The 19,172-nt window shown below is 55.4% G+C and carries 25 protein-coding genes; 1 reads left to right on the forward strand and 24 read right to left on the reverse strand.

What is annotated here, in order from left to right:
* From AC2FPW_RS19155 to AC2FPW_RS19165, 3 genes are all read right to left on the reverse strand, one after another.
* A partial coding sequence (locus tag AC2FPW_RS19155) for a M10 family metallopeptidase C-terminal domain-containing protein (RefSeq protein WP_496814974.1) occupies positions 1–2,330 on the reverse strand: 2,330 nt, incomplete at its 3' end.
* Between the two features lie 462 nt (positions 2,331–2,792).
* On the reverse strand, positions 2,793–5,165 hold the full coding sequence (locus AC2FPW_RS19160; RefSeq protein ID WP_496814975.1) for a thiamine pyrophosphate-binding protein: 2,373 nt from the start codon (positions 5,163–5,165) through the stop codon (positions 2,793–2,795).
* A gap of 14 nt (positions 5,166–5,179) precedes the next feature.
* Positions 5,180–6,379, reverse strand: a complete 1,200-nt coding sequence (locus tag AC2FPW_RS19165; protein ID WP_496814976.1) for a methionine gamma-lyase — start codon at positions 6,377–6,379, stop codon at positions 5,180–5,182.
* A gap of 115 nt (positions 6,380–6,494) precedes the next feature.
* Between AC2FPW_RS19165 and AC2FPW_RS19170 the strand changes: the two genes are divergently transcribed.
* Positions 6,495–6,947: an Lrp/AsnC family transcriptional regulator gene (locus tag AC2FPW_RS19170; protein ID WP_480547002.1), complete on the forward strand. Its 453-nt coding sequence runs from the start codon at positions 6,495–6,497 to the stop codon at positions 6,945–6,947.
* 353 nt (positions 6,948–7,300) lie between these two features.
* Here AC2FPW_RS19170 and AC2FPW_RS19175 read toward each other — a convergent pair whose 3' ends face one another.
* The 21 genes from AC2FPW_RS19175 to phnC all read right to left on the reverse strand — a co-directional run bounded on the left by AC2FPW_RS19175 (position 7,301) and on the right by phnC (position 19,159).
* Positions 7,301–7,504 carry a Pam3-gp28 family putative phage holin gene (locus AC2FPW_RS19175; RefSeq protein ID WP_496814977.1) on the reverse strand — a complete coding sequence of 68 codons (204 nt, stop codon included), beginning with the start codon at positions 7,502–7,504 and terminating at the stop codon, positions 7,301–7,303.
* Positions 7,505–7,664: 160 nt separating this feature from the next.
* On the reverse strand, positions 7,665–7,832 hold the full coding sequence (locus AC2FPW_RS19180; RefSeq protein WP_496814978.1) for a hypothetical protein: 168 nt from the start codon (positions 7,830–7,832) through the stop codon (positions 7,665–7,667).
* Positions 7,832–8,692 carry a hypothetical protein gene (locus AC2FPW_RS19185; protein ID WP_496814979.1) on the reverse strand — a complete coding sequence of 287 codons (861 nt, stop codon included), beginning with the start codon at positions 8,690–8,692 and terminating at the stop codon, positions 7,832–7,834. Before AC2FPW_RS19185 ends, AC2FPW_RS19180 begins: the two co-directional genes overlap by 1 nt.
* Positions 8,692–9,342 carry a hypothetical protein gene (locus tag AC2FPW_RS19190; protein WP_496814980.1) on the reverse strand — a complete coding sequence of 217 codons (651 nt, stop codon included), beginning with the start codon at positions 9,340–9,342 and terminating at the stop codon, positions 8,692–8,694. Before AC2FPW_RS19190 ends, AC2FPW_RS19185 begins: the two co-directional genes overlap by 1 nt.
* Positions 9,339–9,767 carry a hypothetical protein gene (locus AC2FPW_RS19195; protein WP_496814981.1) on the reverse strand — a complete coding sequence of 143 codons (429 nt, stop codon included), beginning with the start codon at positions 9,765–9,767 and terminating at the stop codon, positions 9,339–9,341. Before AC2FPW_RS19195 ends, AC2FPW_RS19190 begins: the two co-directional genes overlap by 4 nt.
* Positions 9,754–10,179, reverse strand: a complete 426-nt coding sequence (locus AC2FPW_RS19200; RefSeq protein WP_496814982.1) for a hypothetical protein — start codon at positions 10,177–10,179, stop codon at positions 9,754–9,756. The genes AC2FPW_RS19195 and AC2FPW_RS19200 overlap by 14 nt, the downstream gene beginning before the upstream one ends.
* Positions 10,155–10,370, reverse strand: a complete 216-nt coding sequence (locus AC2FPW_RS19205) for a hypothetical protein (protein WP_496814983.1) — start codon at positions 10,368–10,370, stop codon at positions 10,155–10,157. The genes AC2FPW_RS19200 and AC2FPW_RS19205 overlap by 25 nt, the downstream gene beginning before the upstream one ends.
* Complete coding sequence (locus AC2FPW_RS19210) at positions 10,354–10,773, reverse strand: hypothetical protein (RefSeq protein ID WP_496814984.1); 420 nt, start codon at positions 10,771–10,773, stop codon at positions 10,354–10,356. Before AC2FPW_RS19210 ends, AC2FPW_RS19205 begins: the two co-directional genes overlap by 17 nt.
* A gap of 54 nt (positions 10,774–10,827) precedes the next feature.
* Positions 10,828–11,631: a major capsid protein P2 gene (locus tag AC2FPW_RS19215; RefSeq protein ID WP_496814985.1), complete on the reverse strand. Its 804-nt coding sequence runs from the start codon at positions 11,629–11,631 to the stop codon at positions 10,828–10,830.
* A gap of 10 nt (positions 11,632–11,641) precedes the next feature.
* Positions 11,642–11,770 carry a hypothetical protein gene (locus tag AC2FPW_RS19220; RefSeq protein WP_496814986.1) on the reverse strand — a complete coding sequence of 43 codons (129 nt, stop codon included), beginning with the start codon at positions 11,768–11,770 and terminating at the stop codon, positions 11,642–11,644.
* 237 nt (positions 11,771–12,007) lie between these two features.
* Positions 12,008–12,697, reverse strand: a complete 690-nt coding sequence (locus AC2FPW_RS19225; RefSeq protein WP_496814987.1) for a hypothetical protein — start codon at positions 12,695–12,697, stop codon at positions 12,008–12,010.
* Positions 12,694–13,302, reverse strand: a complete 609-nt coding sequence (locus AC2FPW_RS19230; RefSeq protein WP_496814988.1) for a hypothetical protein — start codon at positions 13,300–13,302, stop codon at positions 12,694–12,696. Before AC2FPW_RS19230 ends, AC2FPW_RS19225 begins: the two co-directional genes overlap by 4 nt.
* Positions 13,283–13,624, reverse strand: coding sequence for a recombinase zinc ribbon domain-containing protein (locus AC2FPW_RS19235; RefSeq protein ID WP_496814989.1), 342 nt, complete (start codon positions 13,622–13,624; stop codon positions 13,283–13,285). Before AC2FPW_RS19235 ends, AC2FPW_RS19230 begins: the two co-directional genes overlap by 20 nt.
* 148 nt (positions 13,625–13,772) lie before the next feature.
* Positions 13,773–13,958 (reverse strand): hypothetical protein, encoded by a 186-nt coding sequence (locus AC2FPW_RS19240; protein ID WP_496814990.1) that lies wholly within the window; start codon positions 13,956–13,958, stop codon positions 13,773–13,775.
* Between the two features lie 281 nt (positions 13,959–14,239).
* Positions 14,240–14,503 (reverse strand): hypothetical protein, encoded by a 264-nt coding sequence (locus AC2FPW_RS19245; protein WP_496814991.1) that lies wholly within the window; start codon positions 14,501–14,503, stop codon positions 14,240–14,242.
* Positions 14,504–14,871: 368 nt separating this feature from the next.
* Complete coding sequence (locus AC2FPW_RS19250) at positions 14,872–15,351, reverse strand: hypothetical protein (RefSeq protein ID WP_496814992.1); 480 nt, start codon at positions 15,349–15,351, stop codon at positions 14,872–14,874.
* Positions 15,348–15,572: a hypothetical protein gene (locus tag AC2FPW_RS19255; RefSeq protein ID WP_496814993.1), complete on the reverse strand. Its 225-nt coding sequence runs from the start codon at positions 15,570–15,572 to the stop codon at positions 15,348–15,350. The genes AC2FPW_RS19250 and AC2FPW_RS19255 overlap by 4 nt, the downstream gene beginning before the upstream one ends.
* Before the next feature lie 263 nt (positions 15,573–15,835).
* Entirely contained in the window at positions 15,836–16,774 is a 939-nt protein-coding gene (locus tag AC2FPW_RS19260; protein WP_496814994.1) for an HAD-IIA family hydrolase, read from the reverse strand.
* On the reverse strand, positions 16,738–17,553 hold the full coding sequence (phnE, locus tag AC2FPW_RS19265; protein WP_480547005.1) for a phosphonate ABC transporter, permease protein PhnE: 816 nt from the start codon (positions 17,551–17,553) through the stop codon (positions 16,738–16,740). Before phnE (AC2FPW_RS19265) ends, AC2FPW_RS19260 begins: the two co-directional genes overlap by 37 nt.
* On the reverse strand, positions 17,553–18,368 hold the full coding sequence (gene phnE / locus AC2FPW_RS19270) for a phosphonate ABC transporter, permease protein PhnE (RefSeq protein ID WP_209507091.1): 816 nt from the start codon (positions 18,366–18,368) through the stop codon (positions 17,553–17,555). The genes phnE (AC2FPW_RS19265) and phnE (AC2FPW_RS19270) overlap by 1 nt, the downstream gene beginning before the upstream one ends.
* A complete protein-coding gene (gene phnC / locus AC2FPW_RS19275; RefSeq protein ID WP_480487503.1) occupies positions 18,365–19,159 on the reverse strand; it encodes a phosphonate ABC transporter ATP-binding protein in 795 nt (264 codons plus the stop codon). Before phnC ends, phnE (AC2FPW_RS19270) begins: the two co-directional genes overlap by 4 nt.
* Positions 19,160–19,172: the final 13 nt, after the last annotated feature.

Raw genomic sequence — 19,172 nt, forward strand, 5'->3', positions numbered from 1 at the left:
GTCGACCCGCTGGTCTCGATATTGGTTATGGCGTGGCCGGTCTGGCCGTCATTGTTCAGATCAACACCATAAAAGGCTTCGACATCCACGACATTGGCGATGCCGGTCCCGCTAACATATTGCCCCGAGGCATCCGTGGTCCATTCAGCATATGACCCGTTCACATTTTGCCACAGCACCTTGTAGCCACCGCCCGACGCTTCGGCCTGAAGCGCCTGCCAGCCCGGCAGGCTGTCTGGCCCAATTGTATTGCCATTATACGTCAGGTTGATGGTACCGTTGATCAGGTACTCACCGCGGGTTGAAGACGCGAGTGTGGTCGACCCGCTGGTCTCGATATTGGTTATGGCGTGGCCGGTCTGGCCGTCATTGTTCAGATCAACACCATAAAAGGCCTCGACATCCACAACATTGGCGATGCTAACACCGCCTTGGTATTGCCCCGAGGCATCCGTGGTCCATTCAGCATATGACCCGTTCGCATTTTGCCACAGCACCTTGTAGCCACCGCCCGAGGCTTCGGCCTGAAGCGCCTGCCAGCCCGTCAGGCTGTCTGGCCCAATTGTATTGCCATTGTACGTCAGGTTGATGGTACCGTTGATCAGATATTCACCGCGGGTTGAAGACGCGAGTGTGGTCGACCCGCTGGTCTCGATATTGGTTATGGCGTGGCCGGTCTGGCCATCATTGTTCAGATCAACACCATAAAAGGCCTCGACATCCACAACATTGGCAATGGTAACGCCGCCTTGGTATTGCCCCGAGGCATCCGTGGTCCATTCAGCATATGACCCGTTCGCATTTTGCCACAGCACCTTGTAGCCACCGCCCGAGGCTTCGGCCTGAAGCGCCTGCCAGCCCGCTAGCGAGTTCTGCCCAATAGACTGGCCACCATAAATCAACGCAATGTTCGAACTTCCACCATCCAGCACATAAAGCCCTTGGCTGGCATGTTGTAACGTCGTTCCCTGTGTATCAATATCTGAAAGCTGCATTGCAGACTTGATATTCGACCGGGTATACTGCTGTAACCCGTCAAGAAACTGGACCAACTCTACGTCGTCTGCAATCGTGAAGGTTGTACGCGTTATGACGTCCAAAAACTCATACAAGACGCCGTTTTCAAAGAATAAATAGTTACTTATCGCGCTGACAAATCTGACAGTGTCTGTGCCGGTTCCACCTGTAAACGTACCTGCGTTGCTCTGCACAACAGCCAGATCATTGCCCTGGTCCCCAAAGACCTGGTCAGCGCCGGTACCTTGGGCCACAAAAATGATATCGTTGCCTTGGCCGCCATAGATGGTGTTGTTATTGCTTCCGTTGGACAGCGAGTGAATGGTGTCGTTTCCGTCGTTCCCGCGCAAGACGTTCTGAGCGGTATTGCCGACAATAGTATCAGCACCCGATCCGCCAGACGCATTTTCAATCACAACACCATGCGCGATTGTGAAACCACCTTTTATTCCAGCCGCATGCGAAATCAGCCCACCTCCGGTGACGGAATAGTCCAATGTGGCGGCCCGGAGATCTATGTGTGCGTTCGAACTGCCAACATGTTGTATTGTGTCAATCCCGCCAGTATCCCAAATGGCCTGATACCCAGTTCCTGCGACGTTTGCAGAGGGAAGTGTGTAGGTATTGCCCCCGGAATTATATGAAGTATTCGCCCCATACATGGCCTGCAACGCGGCAATATCCAAAGCCCCAAGCCCCGTTGAACCACCGTACGTTGCGTTAAAGTGTAGCCCCCCGTTTTGTGAAGTCCATCCATCGTTATACGACATCACAGTGTAGACACCCTGATTGAGGCCCGCCGCCCCAAACGAGTCGAATGGCGACGTTACACCGCTCAACACGGTTGTACCCAATCCGGTGTCATGAGGATGCCCCAACCCAAGGGCGTGACCTAATTCATGGACCAAAGTAGTAAAGAAATACCCGCCCGGATCACCGTTTCCGTTGAAAGAAGCAGTCCAGTATGATGTGTTGAACGCGCCATAGGATGTCCCGCTCGATGGCGAATAATGAAATCCGAGAGTTCGCGGGTTTTCAAAGAATGAAGAAGGCGCGAGAACCTCAACCAAGTCAGCGAAACCAGAGGTGACTTCGACAAAAGTAATGTTTGCAACGGCTTCTATTGCGGCCAGCGCCGCACGGAACTCCGCCTTATACTCTGATGACCAAGCCTGCGTATCAGAGAAGTGCCCGAAACTGTAGGAAATCACCGTCGCGGTCGACGGATTCCCGTCACCATATGCATAGGTTCCCTGGATAGAGCTGAGCGGAGAACTTACAGACGGTCTGGGGATTGTTGTAACGGTGGCCATTTTTCTGTCTTAGAAATTAGGTGTTATTGATTGCGCTGAAACTGCTCGAACAAAGTGTTCTTTTTGGGGCAAACGCGTACTGGAGTGTCTCCTGCAAACTACAATATTAACGGCGATTCAAGAGTTACCTTCTAGAGGGACAGACCCATTTTTATTAAGCGCATACATGAATAAGAATATTTCCAAAAAACCGGTCGGATAGCGTGCATAGGCCGACTTAATACACGCAAAATTGATTTTCCTGGCGGTCCATACCTACGACAGTTTTGAGCACCTGTAGTGACAGAAGCAAAGACGTGCGGATCTTTTCTTTAGTCCCGAGTCGTAATTCTTCTCAGATCCCAAAAGTTTGGTTCGAACAAGGTGCCTTTCGTTCGGGACTTCGAACCCAAGCGCGCGCCTGCACAAAGGGCCCAATTACCCTGAGGGTAAGGCCCTAGCTGTGACGTCCAACACCGCCGCTCATGTGCGAAGCAAAGCCTTGCCATGGGTCAGACCATTCACCTTCTCCAGGATAGCGTCCGCGTCAATGCAATGGTGCCGATAGAGGTCGCCGATTGTCCCTGTCTGACCAAAATGTTCGACCCCCAATGGGATGGTCTGATGTCCCTGTACGGCACCCAGCCAAGACAATGTCGCGGGGTGGCCGTCAATCACGGTAACCAGCTTGCAGTGGCGCGGCAGACCGGACATCAAAGTTTCGATGTGGGACCGAGCCGCCTGATTGCCGCGCGATCGCGCCCGTTGCGCTGCCGTCCACCCGGCGTTTAGCCGGTCTGCCGAAGTCACCGCCAGCACTCCGATGTCTTTGCGTCCTTCGCCCATCACGCCAGCGGCTTTGATCGCTTCGGGTGCAACGGCCCCCTGATAGGCGATTACGACCTCGCAATTCGGCCCCGGTTTTCGCAACCAGTATGCGCCATCAATAGCACCTTGACGGAACTCATCGTCCACGCGTTTGCCAGGCTGTTCAATCGGGTTTGTCGTCAAGCGCAGATAAACCGAACCGCCTGTTTCGTCACGCAGCCAGGTGCGTTCGTCCGGTTGCCCTTCGCCATCACGCTGCAGGTAGTCAAAGGCCCACTCCATGATCACCGCCAGTTCATCAGCAAAGGCTGGCTCAAAGGCCGCCAGCCCGTCCTGGCTCATCCCGATCAAAGGTGTGGCAATGGATTGATGCGCGCCGCCTTCTGGGGCCAGCGTTATGCCCGAAGGCGTGCCGACCAGCATAAAGCGCGCATCCTGATAACAAGCATAATTGAGCGCATCGAGGCCACGGCTGACAAAGGGGTCATACACAGTACCGATCGGGATTAGCCGCTTGCCGAACAGGGAATGCGAAAGGCCCGCAGCGCCCAAAAGCAACATGAGGTTCATCTCGGCAATACCAAGCTCGATATGTTGCCCTTCGGGAGTAAATTCCCATTTTGCCGTCGAGGGGATACGATGCTCAATAAAAGCGTCGGCTTGCTCGGATCTGGCAAACAGTTTGCGCCGGTTTACCCACGGGCCAAGGTTTGTTGTGCCTGTGACATCAGGAGACGTCGTCAGGATGCGCTCGGCCAATTGGCTGTCGCCTTTCGACAAGTCATCCAAAATCTTGCCGAAAGCCATTTGGGTAGAAATTTCGCGGCTTGTGTCAATGTCAATGGATGGAACATCCAGCTTGTCATCGAAATAGCGTCGCGGACCTTTGGCAAAGAAGGGAACTTTCGACAGAAAGTCTTTCAGCGCCTCCGGGTCCTGCACTGCCGCAAGCGGCTCCCATTCCTCGCCGGCGGGCACGCCCATATGTTCTTGCCACGCGACGAACTGGCTGTTGTTCATCAGCCCGCCGTGGTTGTCCTTGTGGCCCGCAATTGGCGTGCCCCATCCCTTTACGGTATATGCAAGGAAACAGGTTGGGCGGTCATGTTCGATGGCGGCAAAAGTTTGGGCCATGGTCTCAACGCAGTTGCCGCCGAGGTTTTCCATCAATGCAGCGAGTTCGGCATCTGTGCGCCGTTCGATCAGCGCCGTCACATCCCCCTGATCCCCAAGATCGTCCATGAGGCGCTTTCGCCAAACCTCGCCACCCATGAACGTCAGGGCCGAGTATTCCTGGTTCGAGCAAGCATCAATCCAGTCTCGCAGCCGATCGCCGCCAGGTTCTTTGAAGGCCGCGCGCTGCAACACGCCGTGCTTCACGCGCACAACATCCCATCCGAAGGCATCAAAGATTTTTTCGATCCGTTCGAACAATCCTTCACGAACGATGCCGTCAAGCGACTGCCGATTGTAGTCGATAATCCACCACGTGTTGCGCAGGCCGTTTTTCCAGCCTTCCTGCAACGCTTCGTATACGTTGCCTTCATCCAGTTCAGCGTCGCCTACAAGCGCCACCATGCGCCCCATCGGGGCATCTGCCCCCCAATTTTTGGCCTTGACGTAGTCCTGAATGATCGAAGCAAACGAGGTGATCGCGACACCCAAACCTACCGAACCTGTCGAGAAGTCGACATCATCGATATCCTTTGTCCGGCTGGGATAACTTTGCACGCCGCCAAACCCGCGAAAGTTTTCCATCTTTTCGCGGGTCTGGTTGCCCATGAGGTACTGCATCGCGTGGAAAACCGGTGACGCATGCGGTTTGACCGCAACCCGATCTTCGGGACGCAAAGCCGAAAAGTATAGCGCAGTCATGATCGAAACCATCGACGCGGACGACGCTTGGTGACCACCAACCTTTATCCCATCAACCTTGGGCCGGATATGATTGGCATGGTGGATCATCCAATGCGACAACCACAGCAGACGCTGTTCAACGATTTTCAACAGCTTGGGATCATATGGCATGGTGGTCTCCGGGTTCATGCGGCACTGCGGGCAGGGTAGGGCAGAGCTTGCTCCAAGTCCGCAAGGATGTCATCAACGTCTTCCAACCCGACGGAAAGACGGATCAGACCGTCGCTGATCCCATGTTCTGCCCGTTCTTCCGCAGTATAAGTCGAATGAGTCATGGATGCCGGGTGCTGGATCAGGGTTTCTGCGTCCCCCAAGGACACGGCGCGCTGGATCATGTTCAGGCGGTTCATGAACTCGATGCCACCGGACAGGCCAGACTTGATTTCAAAGGCGATCATGGCGCCGGGCTGCGACATCTGCCGTTGTGCGACATCGTGCTGGGCAAAACTCTCAAGCCCCGGGAAATAAACCTCACTGACGGCCGGATGTGCCTGAAGGTAATCGGCAACCACCTTGGCGGACGCACAGTGGCGATCCAGTCGCAGGTTCAGTGTCTTCAGTCCACGCAGGATCAGCATTGCGTTGAAAGGTGCCATCACTGCGCCTGTCATGTCCTTCATGCCGACAAGCCGGATCTCAGAAATCTGCTCGACGGTTCCGACCACAAGACCCGCGACCACATCGCCATGCCCGCCCAGATATTTGGTGGCGGAGTGCAGGACGATATCCGCGCCGTGCTCGATCGGGCGGGTCAGATAGGGGCTGGCATATGTATTGTCGACCACAACCTGCGCACCAACAGAATGTGCAATCTCTGAACTGGCGGCGATATCCACCAAGCGCATGTTTGGATTGGCTGGGGTTTCAAAATAGACGACGCGGGTTTTTTCGGAAACAGCGGCTTTCAGGTTCGCAGGGTCCGTCATGTCTACATGGGTAATAGTGACACCCCATTTTGCCAGACCGTGGCGCATGAAAGCGAATGTGCAGCCGTAGAGCGTCTTGTCGACAATGACTTCGTCACCTGGCGACAGCAGGGTCCAAAGTACGGCGGTAATTGCGCCCATCCCGCTGGACAGTGCAAGCCCAGCCTCGGCACCTTCCAGCACGGCAATACGCTTTTCAAGAAGGTCACAAGTAGGGTTCGATATCCGACTATAGATATGACCTGCGCGCTCACCAGCAAACATTTCACCGCCGGCCTCTGCGGTTTCGAAGGAGAAGGTTGAGGTTAAGTGGAGGGGCGGGGTCAGCGCACCATCGTTTTCAAATGGGTTGTAGGCATGATGAATGGCGCGAGTGGCAAATCCGGTTGTGTGGGTCACGGTGAGCTCCTGATCTAAGTTGTTACCACTTTGCGCCTTTACTTTGAGCAATGGGTTGCAAAAAATGCCACATTAGTGGTTAATATTGGCATATTATGCTAAAACAGGAAAGAAAATGGACGCCAAAGACAGGCAGATCATTCGAGCATTGCAGCGGGACGGGCGTATGACGAACCAGGATCTTGCTGATGAGGTCAATCTGTCTCCTTCGCCGTGTCTGCGACGGGTCAAAAACCTTGAGGCCAGCGGTGTCATAAAAGGATACAGCGCCGATGTGGACGCTGCCGCATACGGGATGGCGATTACCGTCTTTGTCCGCATCCGGCTTGAGCGGCACAATGAAACAGATGTGCAGAAATTCGAAAAACGCGTTCGGATGATCGATGAAGTTCTAGAATGCCACGTGCTGACCGGCGCAATGGATTACCAGTTGCGGGTATTGGTATCAGACCTCGAAGCATACGAGGACTTTATTCGAAACCGAATTCACCCGATCGGCGGAATAGCTTCGATCGACACCAGCTTTGTTTATGGAACAGTCAAGAAAACATCGGTTTTTCCGGCCTGAGAAAGTTTGAATTCTCGAAAGTGACCCTTAATATTGAGTTCCAGATTGTTAAGATGCGGAAGAACCGGATTCGAGGTTCCGAAACTGTGAGAATTTGCCGTTAAGCGAAAACTGCCAACTGGATACATCCCCGTAAAAACAACATAATCATTGTTATGCGCGTTCGCCTGAGAGTTGTACCCGTCCTTTCTTGTTCATCCGCTCGTTATTCGTCCTTAATGACCGAAATTTTATATACTTTCAACCCCTCCTTCAGCTCGCGGATCTTGCGCCGGCCGTCAGCTGGTATCGGTATATAAGAAAAAAGCCGGAGCAATCGCCCCGGCTTCGTCATTCTCGGTCTGAGTTAACCCTCAGAAACGAATGCTGAATTTCTTTTCGGCTACGGACAGCGCCACGCCACCCAGCGCCATTGCGCCGCCTGTCACAGTTTGCCACGTGCTTTCATCAACGTAGCCATCTGCGATCAGATAACCGCCTGCAACGGTCATACCGTGGCGGATCAGTGACCCTACGGTCTGGCGAACCATCATTGATTGGACCAAAGCTTTCATCATGTCTGTTTACCTCCTGAGAATACATGATTTTCGAGATTTCCGATGCGCCGCCCGTGATCGTCATGACCACGGGAAAAGACGCCAAGTCGAAAGAATATGCCGGTCAACAGCCCTGTGTTTGCCAGAGCCGCCGCGACAAGAAGTCCGGTGCCTGCGTCGATCATTTCAACGCCCCCGACGATTTCAGGGCCAGATAGGACACGTACACCGCGCCGCCAGCCGCGCCCCATTTGGCCAGCTTGGCGGTGCTTTCCGCCGCATTTGACGCCTGACCGAGAACATAGCCCCCGGCCAGCAAGCCGCCGATCCAGATCAAAGGCGCGACCATTACGCCGCCCCCACAATGGCATTGAGAACCGCCGCCTGTGTTGTCCCGGCCCTATTCAAGCCATCGCCAGCGTAGTAACTTTGCCCGTTTGCCGGACGCCCGCGCTTATCTTTCGTGATGGCGGGCAAAGACGCCCATTCCTTGCTGAGGTTTTGAGCGAATTTGTACTTGTCGATCCGACCGGCCTTATAGGCGCTCAGGCCGCGACGGTCCATCAGGTGAACCGCAAGCCGATCCTGTGTCGCGGCATTGAATTTGGCGTTAGGATTGACAACGCCGCTCCGAACCATACCCCGCAAAGTATCTTCAAGAATTTGATAGCGGCCTGCCGCTTCCGAATTGTAGCGATGATCTATACTGTCCTGCCACGCCAAAACCTCCGCCACTGTCATGGACGTTAAGCGCTTTGGCGGTCGATCCTTCGCGCCAATACCACCCCAAACCTGATCGTATCCTTGCGGCGCTTCCAGCCGTCCAATCAGGTTCAGCAAGCGGCCTTCCAATCCGTTCGTCCTGGGCGCGCTGTGTGGCTGCGGCGAATACGCGGCTGGGATGATCGTTCCAGACGATTTGCCACCACTGGCGGGACTGTCATTGCCGCCACCAAACAACCCGCTTAGGAAGCCTTTGACGCGGCCCCCGTCGCCCTTTTCCGAACTATTCCAACGGTTCACGATTTCTTCCACTCCGAATTCCAACAGCGGGGCCCAAAGCGCCGCGTTCTTGTATCCCGGCTTTTCAGCCTCTGGCGGGGGTGGTGGAGGCAGTTGCGCCGCCGCCTTGTCCTTCTCAATTTCGAGATAGAGGTAAGCCGCCCCGGCCAATGCGCCGCCCGTCACCAATGCGCCGAACGCGCCCATCAGATGAACACCTCTTCAAGGATGGCGATATTCACCACGGTTCCGGTCGAATTTGAGACATAGACCGGGCCAGTTGTTTCAAGCGCGATCCGATCACCGCCATATATCGGCAAGCCGCCTTGCTGGACCGGATCACCCGTGACCTGTCCGCAGATATTGACAAAAACGGTATTTGCCGCGCCGACATACAGCCAAACACGCCGCCGTTTTGCGTTAGGTCCGACAACCAGCACTGTTGAGGATGCCGCTACGGTCACATAGCCATATGGCCCTTGCATTCCATCTGGAACTTTCGGCGCTACTGCAAGCTCGTTGCCAACGTCCACGGTGCCGCTCACCGTGACATTTCCCGATTGAACGGTTGTGACGATATCGCCAGACAAAACAAGCCGCGCATCGTCAATATCGCCCTTACCGAACCCGAGTTCTACCGTAAGAGGGTTTGCCGGGTCTGGGTTGATCACTTCAACCAGATTGAACACTTCGCGGAACTTCAAACCGGCCTGAAACTCGGAAGTTGCACCATCGCCAAAGCGCACCCGGAACTTGTGGCTTGCCGAGTAGCAAATCAGGAATTCAGCCGCGCGGTTGATCTGAACGGAACCGCTTGCCGGGATTGTCAGGGTTTGGGTTGAATATGTGGAACTCATTTTTTCAAAACGCTCGCTACTGCAAAGGCGATTGCCGCCGCTGGAATGCCGATCTTGATCAACTGTTCGGAAATCTGACCGGCTTCTGATTTCCCGTTCTGTTGAGCCGCCACAAGGGCGTCGGAAAGGGTCTTTCCGACCAGTTCCGTGTTCTTGTTCAGGGTGCCGACAACAAGCCCCGAGTTTTCGGACAAATGCTTGGCGAGTAACTCGCCGTTTTCATGCCCGAGCCGCGCGATATTGTCGGCGCTATCCAAGGCCCGCTGGATAGCGTCTTGCCCGAGTTCAAACGCCTCATCCGCAACCACGTTCAAATGCACGTCACCTTGCGAACTGATGCCGTAGGAACCGTTATCAGCGGCGACGCGGCCATCGGTGTTGTAGTTCGTGTTTGAACTGCTACTGCTGCTGCTACTGCCGCCCATTTAGTTCAATCTCCATTACATAGCGCTTGGTCGCGCCCATTTTTTCCAGCTTGCGCCGCATACCTTCGCGGACGGTCCAGCACCGAATGCAGCTTGCGCCGATCTGCCGCCCGATCATGCCGAAAGTGTCCGCAATGACCGCTGTCAGATTTAGGCCAGGTATCGCTTGGCAAGCCGCCGCGTTGATCACCACCGCGCACCCGTCGCCCTCTTGCTCAACCGTCCAGATGATGCACCCCTTGCGTTCCCCGCGGTGAAGAACATCAAGCAATTGAAACCGCCCTGCCCCGACCGCCTCCGCAAATATGCGGACGTCCGTTTGGTCCAGATCCGCAATCAGCGCCAAGTCACGTGCGGCCAGCATTGACCAACTGGCCGCACGAAAGGTTATTTCCGGCGAAAGATCAGCCATGCCACCGCGCCCATTGCCAGCAAAGGCAACGCCTGTTGCACAATGTTTGGCCCTGATTTGAAGCTGAAAGACCCGGTGTAGGTCCGATTGCGGCCACCCGTAGCCGTCGCATCCGACGCGCTGGGGCCACCGCTAAAGGACAGAGGTGGAAGGCCCGCCACGGTGCTTTCCTCCTCAAGACTTGGTGGCATAGTAAACCACCGCCCCGGCAAGACCGATCATTGCGACCATGCGCAAATCTACGCCGCCGGAACCGCCACCGTAGGACGCCGGAACCACCTGCGGCTGACCCTCCGGCTTGCCGCCGATAGACGAAAGCAGGTCGCGCCCAAAGTCTGAAAGCTTGTTCAGAAAGTCCGACGAACCGTCCACCTGTGCCGTGTTCACCGTAGGGGCTCCGCCCGTGTCCAGAACGCCAAGTTCATAGCCCTTTGCACCGCCGCCCTTCAATGACTCCCAGATGCTGGCAAGTCCGTAAGGCTGCTTAGATCGGTACTTTTCCGGCAACTGATAAGGCGAATTGTTGATTGCCCCCGGTCGCAATTGATAGCCATCTGGCAATTGCGAGTTTGGGTGTGCGAGTTTTGCTGTCAAAGTGAAGTCTCCCGATTTGGCGGGACGGGCCAAGGCCCGCCACGCTCATTCAGATCAACGCGCGATGGACTCGGCGTAGATCGTGTAATTGCCAATCGCGGTGAAATCGAGTTTCAGGCGGAAATCAGCAACGTTCATGGGCAAAGCTTCAACCGCGCGGTTCTCGGCTACAAAGTCCATATGCGTAAAGCCTGCCTGCTCTGTGCGGCCCGCAATCCGGTTGTGGGTGCGGCGAACGGATTTGCCGTAGTCCAGAACCTTGTTGTCATTGACCAGCACTTCAGCCCGGTCAATCGCATCCGTGTTCACGTGCATTGCCAGCATGTGATAGGCCGAGCGCGGAATGTCCGAAATCTCGGCAATGCCAACCAGTGATTGCGGATGCGTGTAACGACGAACACGCAGGTGAGTTCCCCAAGGGCGCGAAGGCGACTGTTTGGCGTACACCTGCAACGAATTGAACTGTTTGCCTGCCTTGAGGTCCATTTCAATTGTGAAGGTCGAAACCGTGTTTTCGCCAGTGCCGTAGGCTGTTTGATCCTCGCCATCCATTGTCCGCATCCACGGGCGCGACAGGAAGATAGGCAGGGTTCCGGCAATCATCGGCTGATTGTAGAACTTGTTCAGCGCAACAATGTCTGCCGCGTCCATCTGGTAGGTGACTTCACCGTCAACCAACAGGCGGATTTCACCGACATAATCGCCCCACTCAGCGACAGGAATGTCGCGCGGCGTGCTGTCAACGTTCAGTTCAATGTAGAACCGCTGATAGGTCAGGCCGATAGGCAGGGAAACGGTTGCCGTTTGACCGGGGCCAACGCCGCCCGGTGTTGGCATTTTCTTGACTTGCTGGGTCATGTGCGCGGCCTCAGTAGTCGAAGCCGTTGCGGGCTTCTTTGATGCCCGGAACGTCGCCAAACTGGCTCATCACCAGCCCCGCGCCGATCACGCCGATCACCATCAGACCGACAAGTTTCAGATCACCTTTTTTAAGCATAATACTCTCGCGTTTTGGCCTTCGTTGGAATGAAGGCGGTTTGTTGAGAGGGTGCCAAGTTGCGCATGATGACAGCGACTAGAACGCCGGACACAACGCCAGCGGCTACGGTTGTCAGAAAGGTTTTTCGCATGAAGGCTGGCCCTCTCGGTTTCGAACGAGGGCCAGCAATGAACCGCATTTGCGCGATCTCAAAACCTACATAAGGTAACGTTACCTTACATAGGAAAATTCAGGTCAGGCCGAAATAATCGCCCTGCCCCCTTTGAAGGTAATTTTACCCTTATGTACCGCGCCTTTGTTCTCGTGCAGGAATTCGAGATTTTGCAACCCGGTCACACGGGATTTGTCACCGCCTGTCTCTTGCGTGGCCGCGTCCACATCGCGCGGCCCTTTCTGCGCCAGAACAATCGTTTCCGTGCAGTTGTTACGGAATCGGGTTGCCACCTCGGCAATCCGCTGACTGATGCCGATCACTTCAATGCCGTAGTGCCGACCGCGCGAACAAATCTCTGCAAAGCCCGGACATTTCTCGACGCCGCCAGCGACCGGAAACGACAGGTTCATTTCCTCGACAACAAGCGTCATAGGCAGCGCCCCGGCCTGCCGATCCTTGAACGGCTGTTGTGCCGCCAAGAGCAACCGACAGAGCGCCGAAAGGGCGGCAGGTTCGCGGGCTGTTGGCGGGACATAAGCGACCCGAAACCCGGCCCAATTGGACACCATCTTTTTACGGACATCATCCAGCGCGGCGCGGTGATTGTGGCGCACGGTTGCCACGTGTGAAAGTTCGCCTTGGTACTCGTCCAGCGGGTCAAAAATCACCATGCGTTTCCGGTCACGGATCAGGGCCTTTACATAGGATGATTTACCCGATCCAGAGCGGCCCCAGACGCCTATGCGCCCTACGTTAGATAACGCGCTCATGCTGCTACCGGCTCCCGTTCATTTTGCGCCCATGCTGTGGGGTCAACCATGCCATCAGGCGGGGGTGCATCCGTATTGGCGGCGCGTGGCTCTGGCGCGCGCCTCTGCGCTACTGGCGGGGGTGCCATGCGGGCGCGTCGGCGCTCCATCAGGATCAATCGCAGGATCATGATTTTGCCAGCAATGAACGATCCGGCCACCATCAGGCGGGCGAAGTTATCGCCACCCGGCATCAGGGCTTTGGGATAGTAGATTTCAAGCAGTTCATAAGTTGCGTTTGAGGCTTCGCGGGCGGTCGATTCCTCCCCCGGCTGGATTGCCAATGGCTGCAAGTCCAGACTGACAAAACCCGGCGCCTGAAACGCGGTGCGAAATACCACGTAAAAGGCTTCCTTGCTCATCAGCTCAACCGCCTTGTCGACGTTCAGCGGCGTTCCGCCTTCGTCAACCTGCACAACCGCATCCTCGCCGCCTTCGCCCGTTTCCAGTTCAGGCGCGCGGATTGCAGACATGTGCGACAGGTCAAAATCGCCAGCGGGGCCGTTTTCCGGCCCGTCAGCGGGCTGAACGTCAATTTCGGGGGTGTCAGGCTGTAAGCTGTTCATAGAGGCTTCCACCGGGCTTATTTCCGTCTCTGGCTGTTTCTGGGGGTCGGTTGTCGTTTGCGGCGATGGCGTCGGCTGGGGCTTCGGTCTCTTTTGGCGCGGCATTGTCATTGGCTGGGCGTCCTTTCAGGAAGTCGCGTTGGAATTTTTGGCTGTGGGCTTTGCCCCAGCGCTCATGGTGGCTGCACGGGTGCCCCATTTCATCCGACCACGGACAGAAATAGTAGGCGTTGCCGTTCTTGTTCAGCAGGATATGGACGGTCTTTCCGCATCCACCACACGCCCCGTCCGCAACGTGGGTCTTAGCTGCTAGGTTCGGCATGACTTGGCCTTTCTCTTTTGATTTTGAATGCGCGTTTTCAGGTCGTTCAAACGCGCGCTCTTGCGCTTCTGGTTTGCGATGCCCCTAGCGATGCGAATTTCTTCCTTCGCATCCTGCCGCGTGGCATATCCCGGCGAAGGCGTGACCGTCATGCCACTTCGTCCACGTAGGGCGTCAGAGCGTCCAGCCGCTCACATACGGACACCAGCAGGTCGGCTGTGTCTTCAATCAGCTTCGGCCCCTCGGCAATCTGTTTCATAGTTCCAGCGGCTTTCAGTGCTTGCCCCCGGTCGCGCAACTGTTTGGCGAGTGGTGCCAGTTCTTTCGTACCCATCGTTTGTTCCTTTTGTATGTCGTATGTATATACGTAAGGTATACGTTGCAGACACACGGTTAGGTTGCAAGGCCATTAACTTCGGATGTGGCACTTTGGCCGATGTCAAAAATGACGCGCTTTTTGTCCATTTATGACATTTGACAGGGTTCAAGCATCGCAAACCCCCCTCCCCTGCCGTGCAAAAGGGCAGAGGAACCCCCCTGCCCTACTGAATTCGTTTCGAATCTGGAAACCTACAGATCCGATCGACTGCGCATTGTTTCCGATTGGCCCGAAAATCAGTGTAAAACGCGCGCTCTCGTCGCGTTCGTGGTCGCGGGCTGGGTCTTTGCCCGATCAAGTTGACGAGAAAGCGCCTTTTGCGCGGCTTCAAAGGCGCGGCGCTTCAATCTGCACTCCCCTGCCTCGACCTGTTTCCCGTTCACGCGGTCGCGGCGCGCGTCGATCACCGCCCAGGTATATCGGGATGGCGTGATCTGGATCACCCTAAGCAACCAATCGTCCACCTTGCGCACCCAGATGTTCCGATGTTCCCAATCCATATACTGCCTTTCCGATTTCCCTTTGGTTGACCTGAAGGACGAAATTTTCCGCCCTTCCACTATTCTCAGCGGGCCGAAGGCCCCCAAAACTCCGCACTCTCAGGCGGGCGCATCATCCCGCGCCAACCCCTCCCCACGCGGGCCGTGCGCCTGCCTCTACTGCGACCTCTCCGCCCCCGTGCGTATCGTCCGTGTGGCCCGACTAGGGCCACTCACCCTATCGACAGTTCACAGAACTGGCGTGGTGGTTTTCGTGGAAAACCATGGATGGGGGGTCCAATTTGCACCCCCTTTTTGGTCCAATTTGCACCCCCTTTTTGGTCCAAATTGCACCCCCTTTTTTGCGGTGTGAGAACTTATCCACAGGCTCACTCATCCGGCTCCCCCATCAGTTCCAGCGCCTTCACCGGGCCGTACTTGCCCTTTAGGAACTGCCACGCGGCCTCTCGCTTGCGCTTGGCTTCCATTACTTCAATTTGATTGTCTGCGGGTGTGGTGTTTGAACCCGGCACACAGAGCTTCCATGTAGTCGCTACACCACTTCCGCCTTGCCAGTTTTTTGCTGGGCGAATGCTGCCTTCTTCGCGTAGTTCCTTCAGGGCACGTTTGACGCTGCTTAAGCTACACGGTGCCTTTGCCATGATCTGCTCTTTGGTGATCGTCACGGTTGGCCGGTCGAACTCCGCCGCGCGCCACATAACTTGCAAGACCCTAGAGGCGCTATGATTGGCCTTCGATGCGGCCATAGCCGCCCGTTCAGTCTTCTTTGTTGCAGAACACGCGGCCCGATATTCGGCCTCGTTCTGGTAACCTTTTTTCTTCCATTTTGGGTCGCGATTTGAACTCATGGCCGATCTGCCTTGCGAATCGCTTCGGCTATTTCGTCAGCGATAAAGCAGAGGGGCAAATCACCTATGGTTCCATCGGCCTCCATTGCCTTTATGTGGTTGTAAACAACCATTTTACCACGCTTCAGAAAGCGGGCGATTGTCGGCGCTTTGTGGCCATTTGCTACACCGATGCGCATAACGTCGCGCTCGAAGTCGCTAATATACTTTGCTTTTGCCATCCCTACTTTACGGGCAGCTAATCAGGGTCTATATATGGAGATGCGGAGTCAGACCGCTTAGGCGTCGGTTCTGATCCCTTGTGGCCCTAACAGGTTCCGTCCCGATTTGATCACGGGAATGAGAAAACCTGTTATCCGCATCTTTAGAAAGCCCTTGCCCAGCAAGGGCTTTCTCTACTTCGCACATAGTCATTGTTACGCGCGCCTTCTGCAAGTCAACGCTGCCCATTCGCTCTGCCAAAAATACGCTTTACTTCAAAATCCTAAGGTCGGGTCACGACAAAGTCCGGCACGATCGCTGCTTGTTTGATCGCTTCCTCGACATCATGCCCGGCGAAGAACCCAAAATCCGAGACAAGTGCGGAAGCCACTCCGGCATGACGCGCGCCCAGAATGTCAGTATGCAGACTGTCACCTACCATCAGAACGCGGGATTTGTCGACGGGCCCAAGTCGCTGAAAGGCAAGATCATAGATATTGCCGAAAGGCTTTCCATAAAACTGCGGGGCTACACCCGTTCGGTCGGCCAAACGGTGCGCGAAAAGACCGGGCTCTTTGGAAAAGCCGTACTCGCGTGGGGCAACGATGTCCGGGTTGCCAACCAATACCGGGCGGGGGCGGCTTAACAATGCCGCCTCCAACATCGCTTGTCGGGCTTCAGTCCAGGCGGCTGACCCGATCATCAGAAAACCATCAACGGTTTCGTAGGGCTGCGGGTCATCCTCCAGATAGGTTAGTTTCAAATCTTCCAAATCGCGAAGACCGGCGCTGGGTGTCGCCATCAAACCCCAGTGCAGCCCACGTCTGCCATTCAGCCCGGACAGCAACGTAGCCCGACTGGTAATCACATCCTGCGGAGCGAAGTCGTATCCCAGCCTGGTGTATTTCTCCAACAGCGTGGCGTGGGGAAACCCGGCGGCATTCGACACCACCAGGACACGTTTGCCCGCAGCCGTTAGTGACTTGATCCGTTCAGGTGTTTCGGGGATTGCTGTTTCTCCGATATTGAGAACCCCGAACGCATCCAGAAGAAATACGTCAAACTCATCAATAATTTCGGAAAGGGTCTCGATACGACGATAACTCACGTCGTTCGGTTCAATATCTGGAAGGCGGTGCCGGACGGCTTCGTATGCCTTAAAAGCCTCCTGCGCTGAGAATCCGGTCAAATGATCGCTCCTCGTACTTTTGCCGAAACCCATTCGCTGATCATGACCGCAAAAAGAATTACAATCAGGATGAGGCTGACTTGCGGCCACGCCAGAACATTAAGCGAGGCCGAGAGCTGCAACCCGATGCCACCGGCACCAACCAGACCAAGCACTGTAGACTCGCGAATATTGATATCCCAACGAAAGACCGCAATTCCGGCAAAAGCTGGCAGGATTTGCGGAACGATCCCATATGCCATGACTTGCCACCGCGAAGCACCGGTGGCTGTGATCGCCTCGACCTGACCGTGATCAATCTCTTCAATCGCTTCATAAAGAAGTTTAGCGCAGAACCCGATTGAACGGATGGCGATTGCTATGACACCGGCGAACACACCCGGTCCGATGATAGCGATCAATAGCAGCGCCCATATCAGCGAGTTGATTGAGCGGGTCGAGACAATGACCAACAAGGCAATGGGGCGGATGAACAACGCCGACGGGGTAGTATTGCGGGCCGCCAAAAAGGCAACCGGCACGGCCATGAACAGAGCGATGATCGTCCCCAGTGTAGCGATGTTCAGTGTATCCCAGATCGGGCGACCCAGCTGGGTAATATAATCCCATTTCGGAGGTGTTGCGCGGGTCCAGATATCGTTGGCGATACGGGGTGCGTCCCAGACGAAAAACCAGGTTGTCGATTCCGAAATGAGCTGCCAACAGTAGACAAAAACCGCTACTCCCAGAAGCCATCCAAACCAGCGAACCAGGCTTTGGCCCGTCGTCCGCCTGCGCCAGATTCGTGTATCGTCGCGTTCAAGAACCGGCATTACTGAACCCTCGCTCGGATTATTCCGGAAAGGTATTCAAGGGCCATGACGATCCCGATGATAAGGATCAGAATGGCGGCTGCCGTATCATATTCATATCGATCAAACGCGGTGTTGAGTGTCGCGCCAATGCCGCCTGCCCCCACCAGCCCGAGAATAGCGCTTTCCCGGAAATTGATGTCGATCCGGTACATGGAAAGACCCACAAGCCTAGGCATGATCTGAGGCTGAACCCCGTAGTTGATCCATTGCAGCCATCGTGCACCAGAGGCCTGAATCGCCTCAGCCTGAACTTTGTCCATCGCCTCGATATCTTCTGCCAAAAGCTTGGAAAGAAACCCAATGGTTGCGAAAGACAGCGTCAAAAATCCTGCCAGCGGGCCAAAGCCAAAGATGGCCACAAGCAAAATGGCAACGATAATTTCCTGCAATGCCCGGCTTAACGCGACAATGCCGCGGCACATTATGTAGATTGGCAACGGGGCGATATTACGTGCAGCCCCCAATCCAATCGGGATCGAAATCAGGATACCGACAACCGACGCGGCCACGGTCATCACAATGCTTTCCAGAAGGCCGGCCCAGATATCTGACCACCGTGAAATGAAATCCGGGCTGGTAAAGGCAAGGACGAACGCCCATCCCCTGTCCAGTCCCTCATAGACCCTGCCCCAATCAACATCGATGGTCATGAAAGCCGCAATCAGGTAAGCGAAGAACCCAAGTATCAATGCCCTGCGCAGCAACGTGTTTTTAATAAAGGCCGGTTTGCGCCAACCTTTTCCCAGCATGTCGTCAAGTTCTCGATGGCTCATTCTGCAGCCTCGACATCTTCATCCTCATCCACTTTTTCGATGGTCGCTTCCCAATCTTCCTCACCGTAAATCTCGGTCAGCTTTTCCGGGGTGAGCCCTGTTGGAAGACCATCAAACACGATTTCTCCAAAGCGGAGGCCCACGACACGGGGAACGAACATCTGGGCTAGTGCCACGTCATGGATGTTGATGATGGCTGCCAGCCCGCGCTCCTGACACAGCTCGGTGATCAACCGCATGATCTGACGACTGGTCTTCGGATCCAGCGACGCGGTCGGTTCATCGACCAGCAACAACTTTGGGTCCTGGATCAGGGCGCGGCAGATGCCGACCCTTTGGCGTTGACCACCCGACAACTCGTCCGCGCGTTTGTCAGCCATATGCAACAGCCCCACCCGGTCCAGCAGGCGGAAAGCCTCGTCCACATCCGACTGCGGATACCGCCGTAGAAAACTGCGCCAGAATCCGACATACCCCAACCGACCGGACAATACGTTTTCCATCACGGTGAGGCGTTCGACCAGAGCATATTCCTGAAAGATCATACCCATTTCACGGCGTGCTTTCCGCAACGCACCCGACCCGAGTTTGGTCAGGTCCATGTCATCCAGAAGAACACCGCCACTTGTAGGCTCAACCAAACGGTTGATGCAGCGGATCATCGTCGATTTTCCCGCACCCGAGGGCCCGATCAGTGCAAGCACCTGCCCTTTGGGCACCTCAAGATCGATGGCCTTCAGTGCCTGATCTCCGGTCTTGTAGGTTTTCGTCAGCTTTTGAAGACGCAGCATAAAATGCCCCCGA

This window comes from Ruegeria sp. SATB027 (genome assembly GCF_059613825.1).

What these genes read in the sequence shown, in the direction of transcription:
- phnE (WP_209507091.1), bottom strand. Translation starts at nt 18,368, where the DNA reads ATGAGCCATCGAGAACTTGACGACATGCTGGGAAAAGGTTGGCGCAAA.
- phnE (WP_480547005.1), bottom strand. Translation starts at nt 17,553, where the DNA reads ATGCCGGTTCTTGAACGCGACGATACACGAATCTGGCGCAGGCGGACG.
- phnC (WP_480487503.1), bottom strand. Translation starts at nt 19,159, where the DNA reads ATGCTGCGTCTTCAAAAGCTGACGAAAACCTACAAGACCGGAGATCAG.
- AC2FPW_RS19230 (WP_496814988.1), bottom strand. Translation starts at nt 13,302, where the DNA reads ATGAACAGCTTACAGCCTGACACCCCCGAAATTGACGTTCAGCCCGCT.
- AC2FPW_RS19235 (WP_496814989.1), bottom strand. Translation starts at nt 13,624, where the DNA reads ATGCCGAACCTAGCAGCTAAGACCCACGTTGCGGACGGGGCGTGTGGT.
- AC2FPW_RS19260 (WP_496814994.1), bottom strand. Translation starts at nt 16,774, where the DNA reads ATGGGTTTCGGCAAAAGTACGAGGAGCGATCATTTGACCGGATTCTCA.
- AC2FPW_RS19245 (WP_496814991.1), bottom strand. Translation starts at nt 14,503, where the DNA reads ATGGATTGGGAACATCGGAACATCTGGGTGCGCAAGGTGGACGATTGG.
- AC2FPW_RS19180 (WP_496814978.1), bottom strand. Translation starts at nt 7,832, where the DNA reads ATGGTCGCGCCTTTGATCTGGATCGGCGGCTTGCTGGCCGGGGGCTAT.
- AC2FPW_RS19170 (WP_480547002.1), top strand. Translation starts at nt 6,495, where the DNA reads ATGGACGCCAAAGACAGGCAGATCATTCGAGCATTGCAGCGGGACGGG.
- AC2FPW_RS19200 (WP_496814982.1), bottom strand. Translation starts at nt 10,179, where the DNA reads ATGGCTGATCTTTCGCCGGAAATAACCTTTCGTGCGGCCAGTTGGTCA.
- AC2FPW_RS19220 (WP_496814986.1), bottom strand. Translation starts at nt 11,770, where the DNA reads ATGCTTAAAAAAGGTGATCTGAAACTTGTCGGTCTGATGGTGATCGGC.
- AC2FPW_RS19185 (WP_496814979.1), bottom strand. Translation starts at nt 8,692, where the DNA reads ATGGGCGCGTTCGGCGCATTGGTGACGGGCGGCGCATTGGCCGGGGCG.
- AC2FPW_RS19250 (WP_496814992.1), bottom strand. Translation starts at nt 15,351, where the DNA reads ATGAGTTCAAATCGCGACCCAAAATGGAAGAAAAAAGGTTACCAGAAC.
- AC2FPW_RS19190 (WP_496814980.1), bottom strand. Translation starts at nt 9,342, where the DNA reads ATGAGTTCCACATATTCAACCCAAACCCTGACAATCCCGGCAAGCGGT.
- AC2FPW_RS19175 (WP_496814977.1), bottom strand. Translation starts at nt 7,504, where the DNA reads ATGATGAAAGCTTTGGTCCAATCAATGATGGTTCGCCAGACCGTAGGG.
- AC2FPW_RS19215 (WP_496814985.1), bottom strand. Translation starts at nt 11,631, where the DNA reads ATGACCCAGCAAGTCAAGAAAATGCCAACACCGGGCGGCGTTGGCCCC.
- AC2FPW_RS19255 (WP_496814993.1), bottom strand. Translation starts at nt 15,572, where the DNA reads ATGGCAAAAGCAAAGTATATTAGCGACTTCGAGCGCGACGTTATGCGC.
- AC2FPW_RS19225 (WP_496814987.1), bottom strand. Translation starts at nt 12,697, where the DNA reads ATGAGCGCGTTATCTAACGTAGGGCGCATAGGCGTCTGGGGCCGCTCT.
- AC2FPW_RS19160 (WP_496814975.1), bottom strand. Translation starts at nt 5,165, where the DNA reads ATGCCATATGATCCCAAGCTGTTGAAAATCGTTGAACAGCGTCTGCTG.
- AC2FPW_RS19205 (WP_496814983.1), bottom strand. Translation starts at nt 10,370, where the DNA reads ATGCCACCAAGTCTTGAGGAGGAAAGCACCGTGGCGGGCCTTCCACCT.
- AC2FPW_RS19195 (WP_496814981.1), bottom strand. Translation starts at nt 9,767, where the DNA reads ATGGGCGGCAGTAGCAGCAGCAGTAGCAGTTCAAACACGAACTACAAC.
- AC2FPW_RS19240 (WP_496814990.1), bottom strand. Translation starts at nt 13,958, where the DNA reads ATGGGTACGAAAGAACTGGCACCACTCGCCAAACAGTTGCGCGACCGG.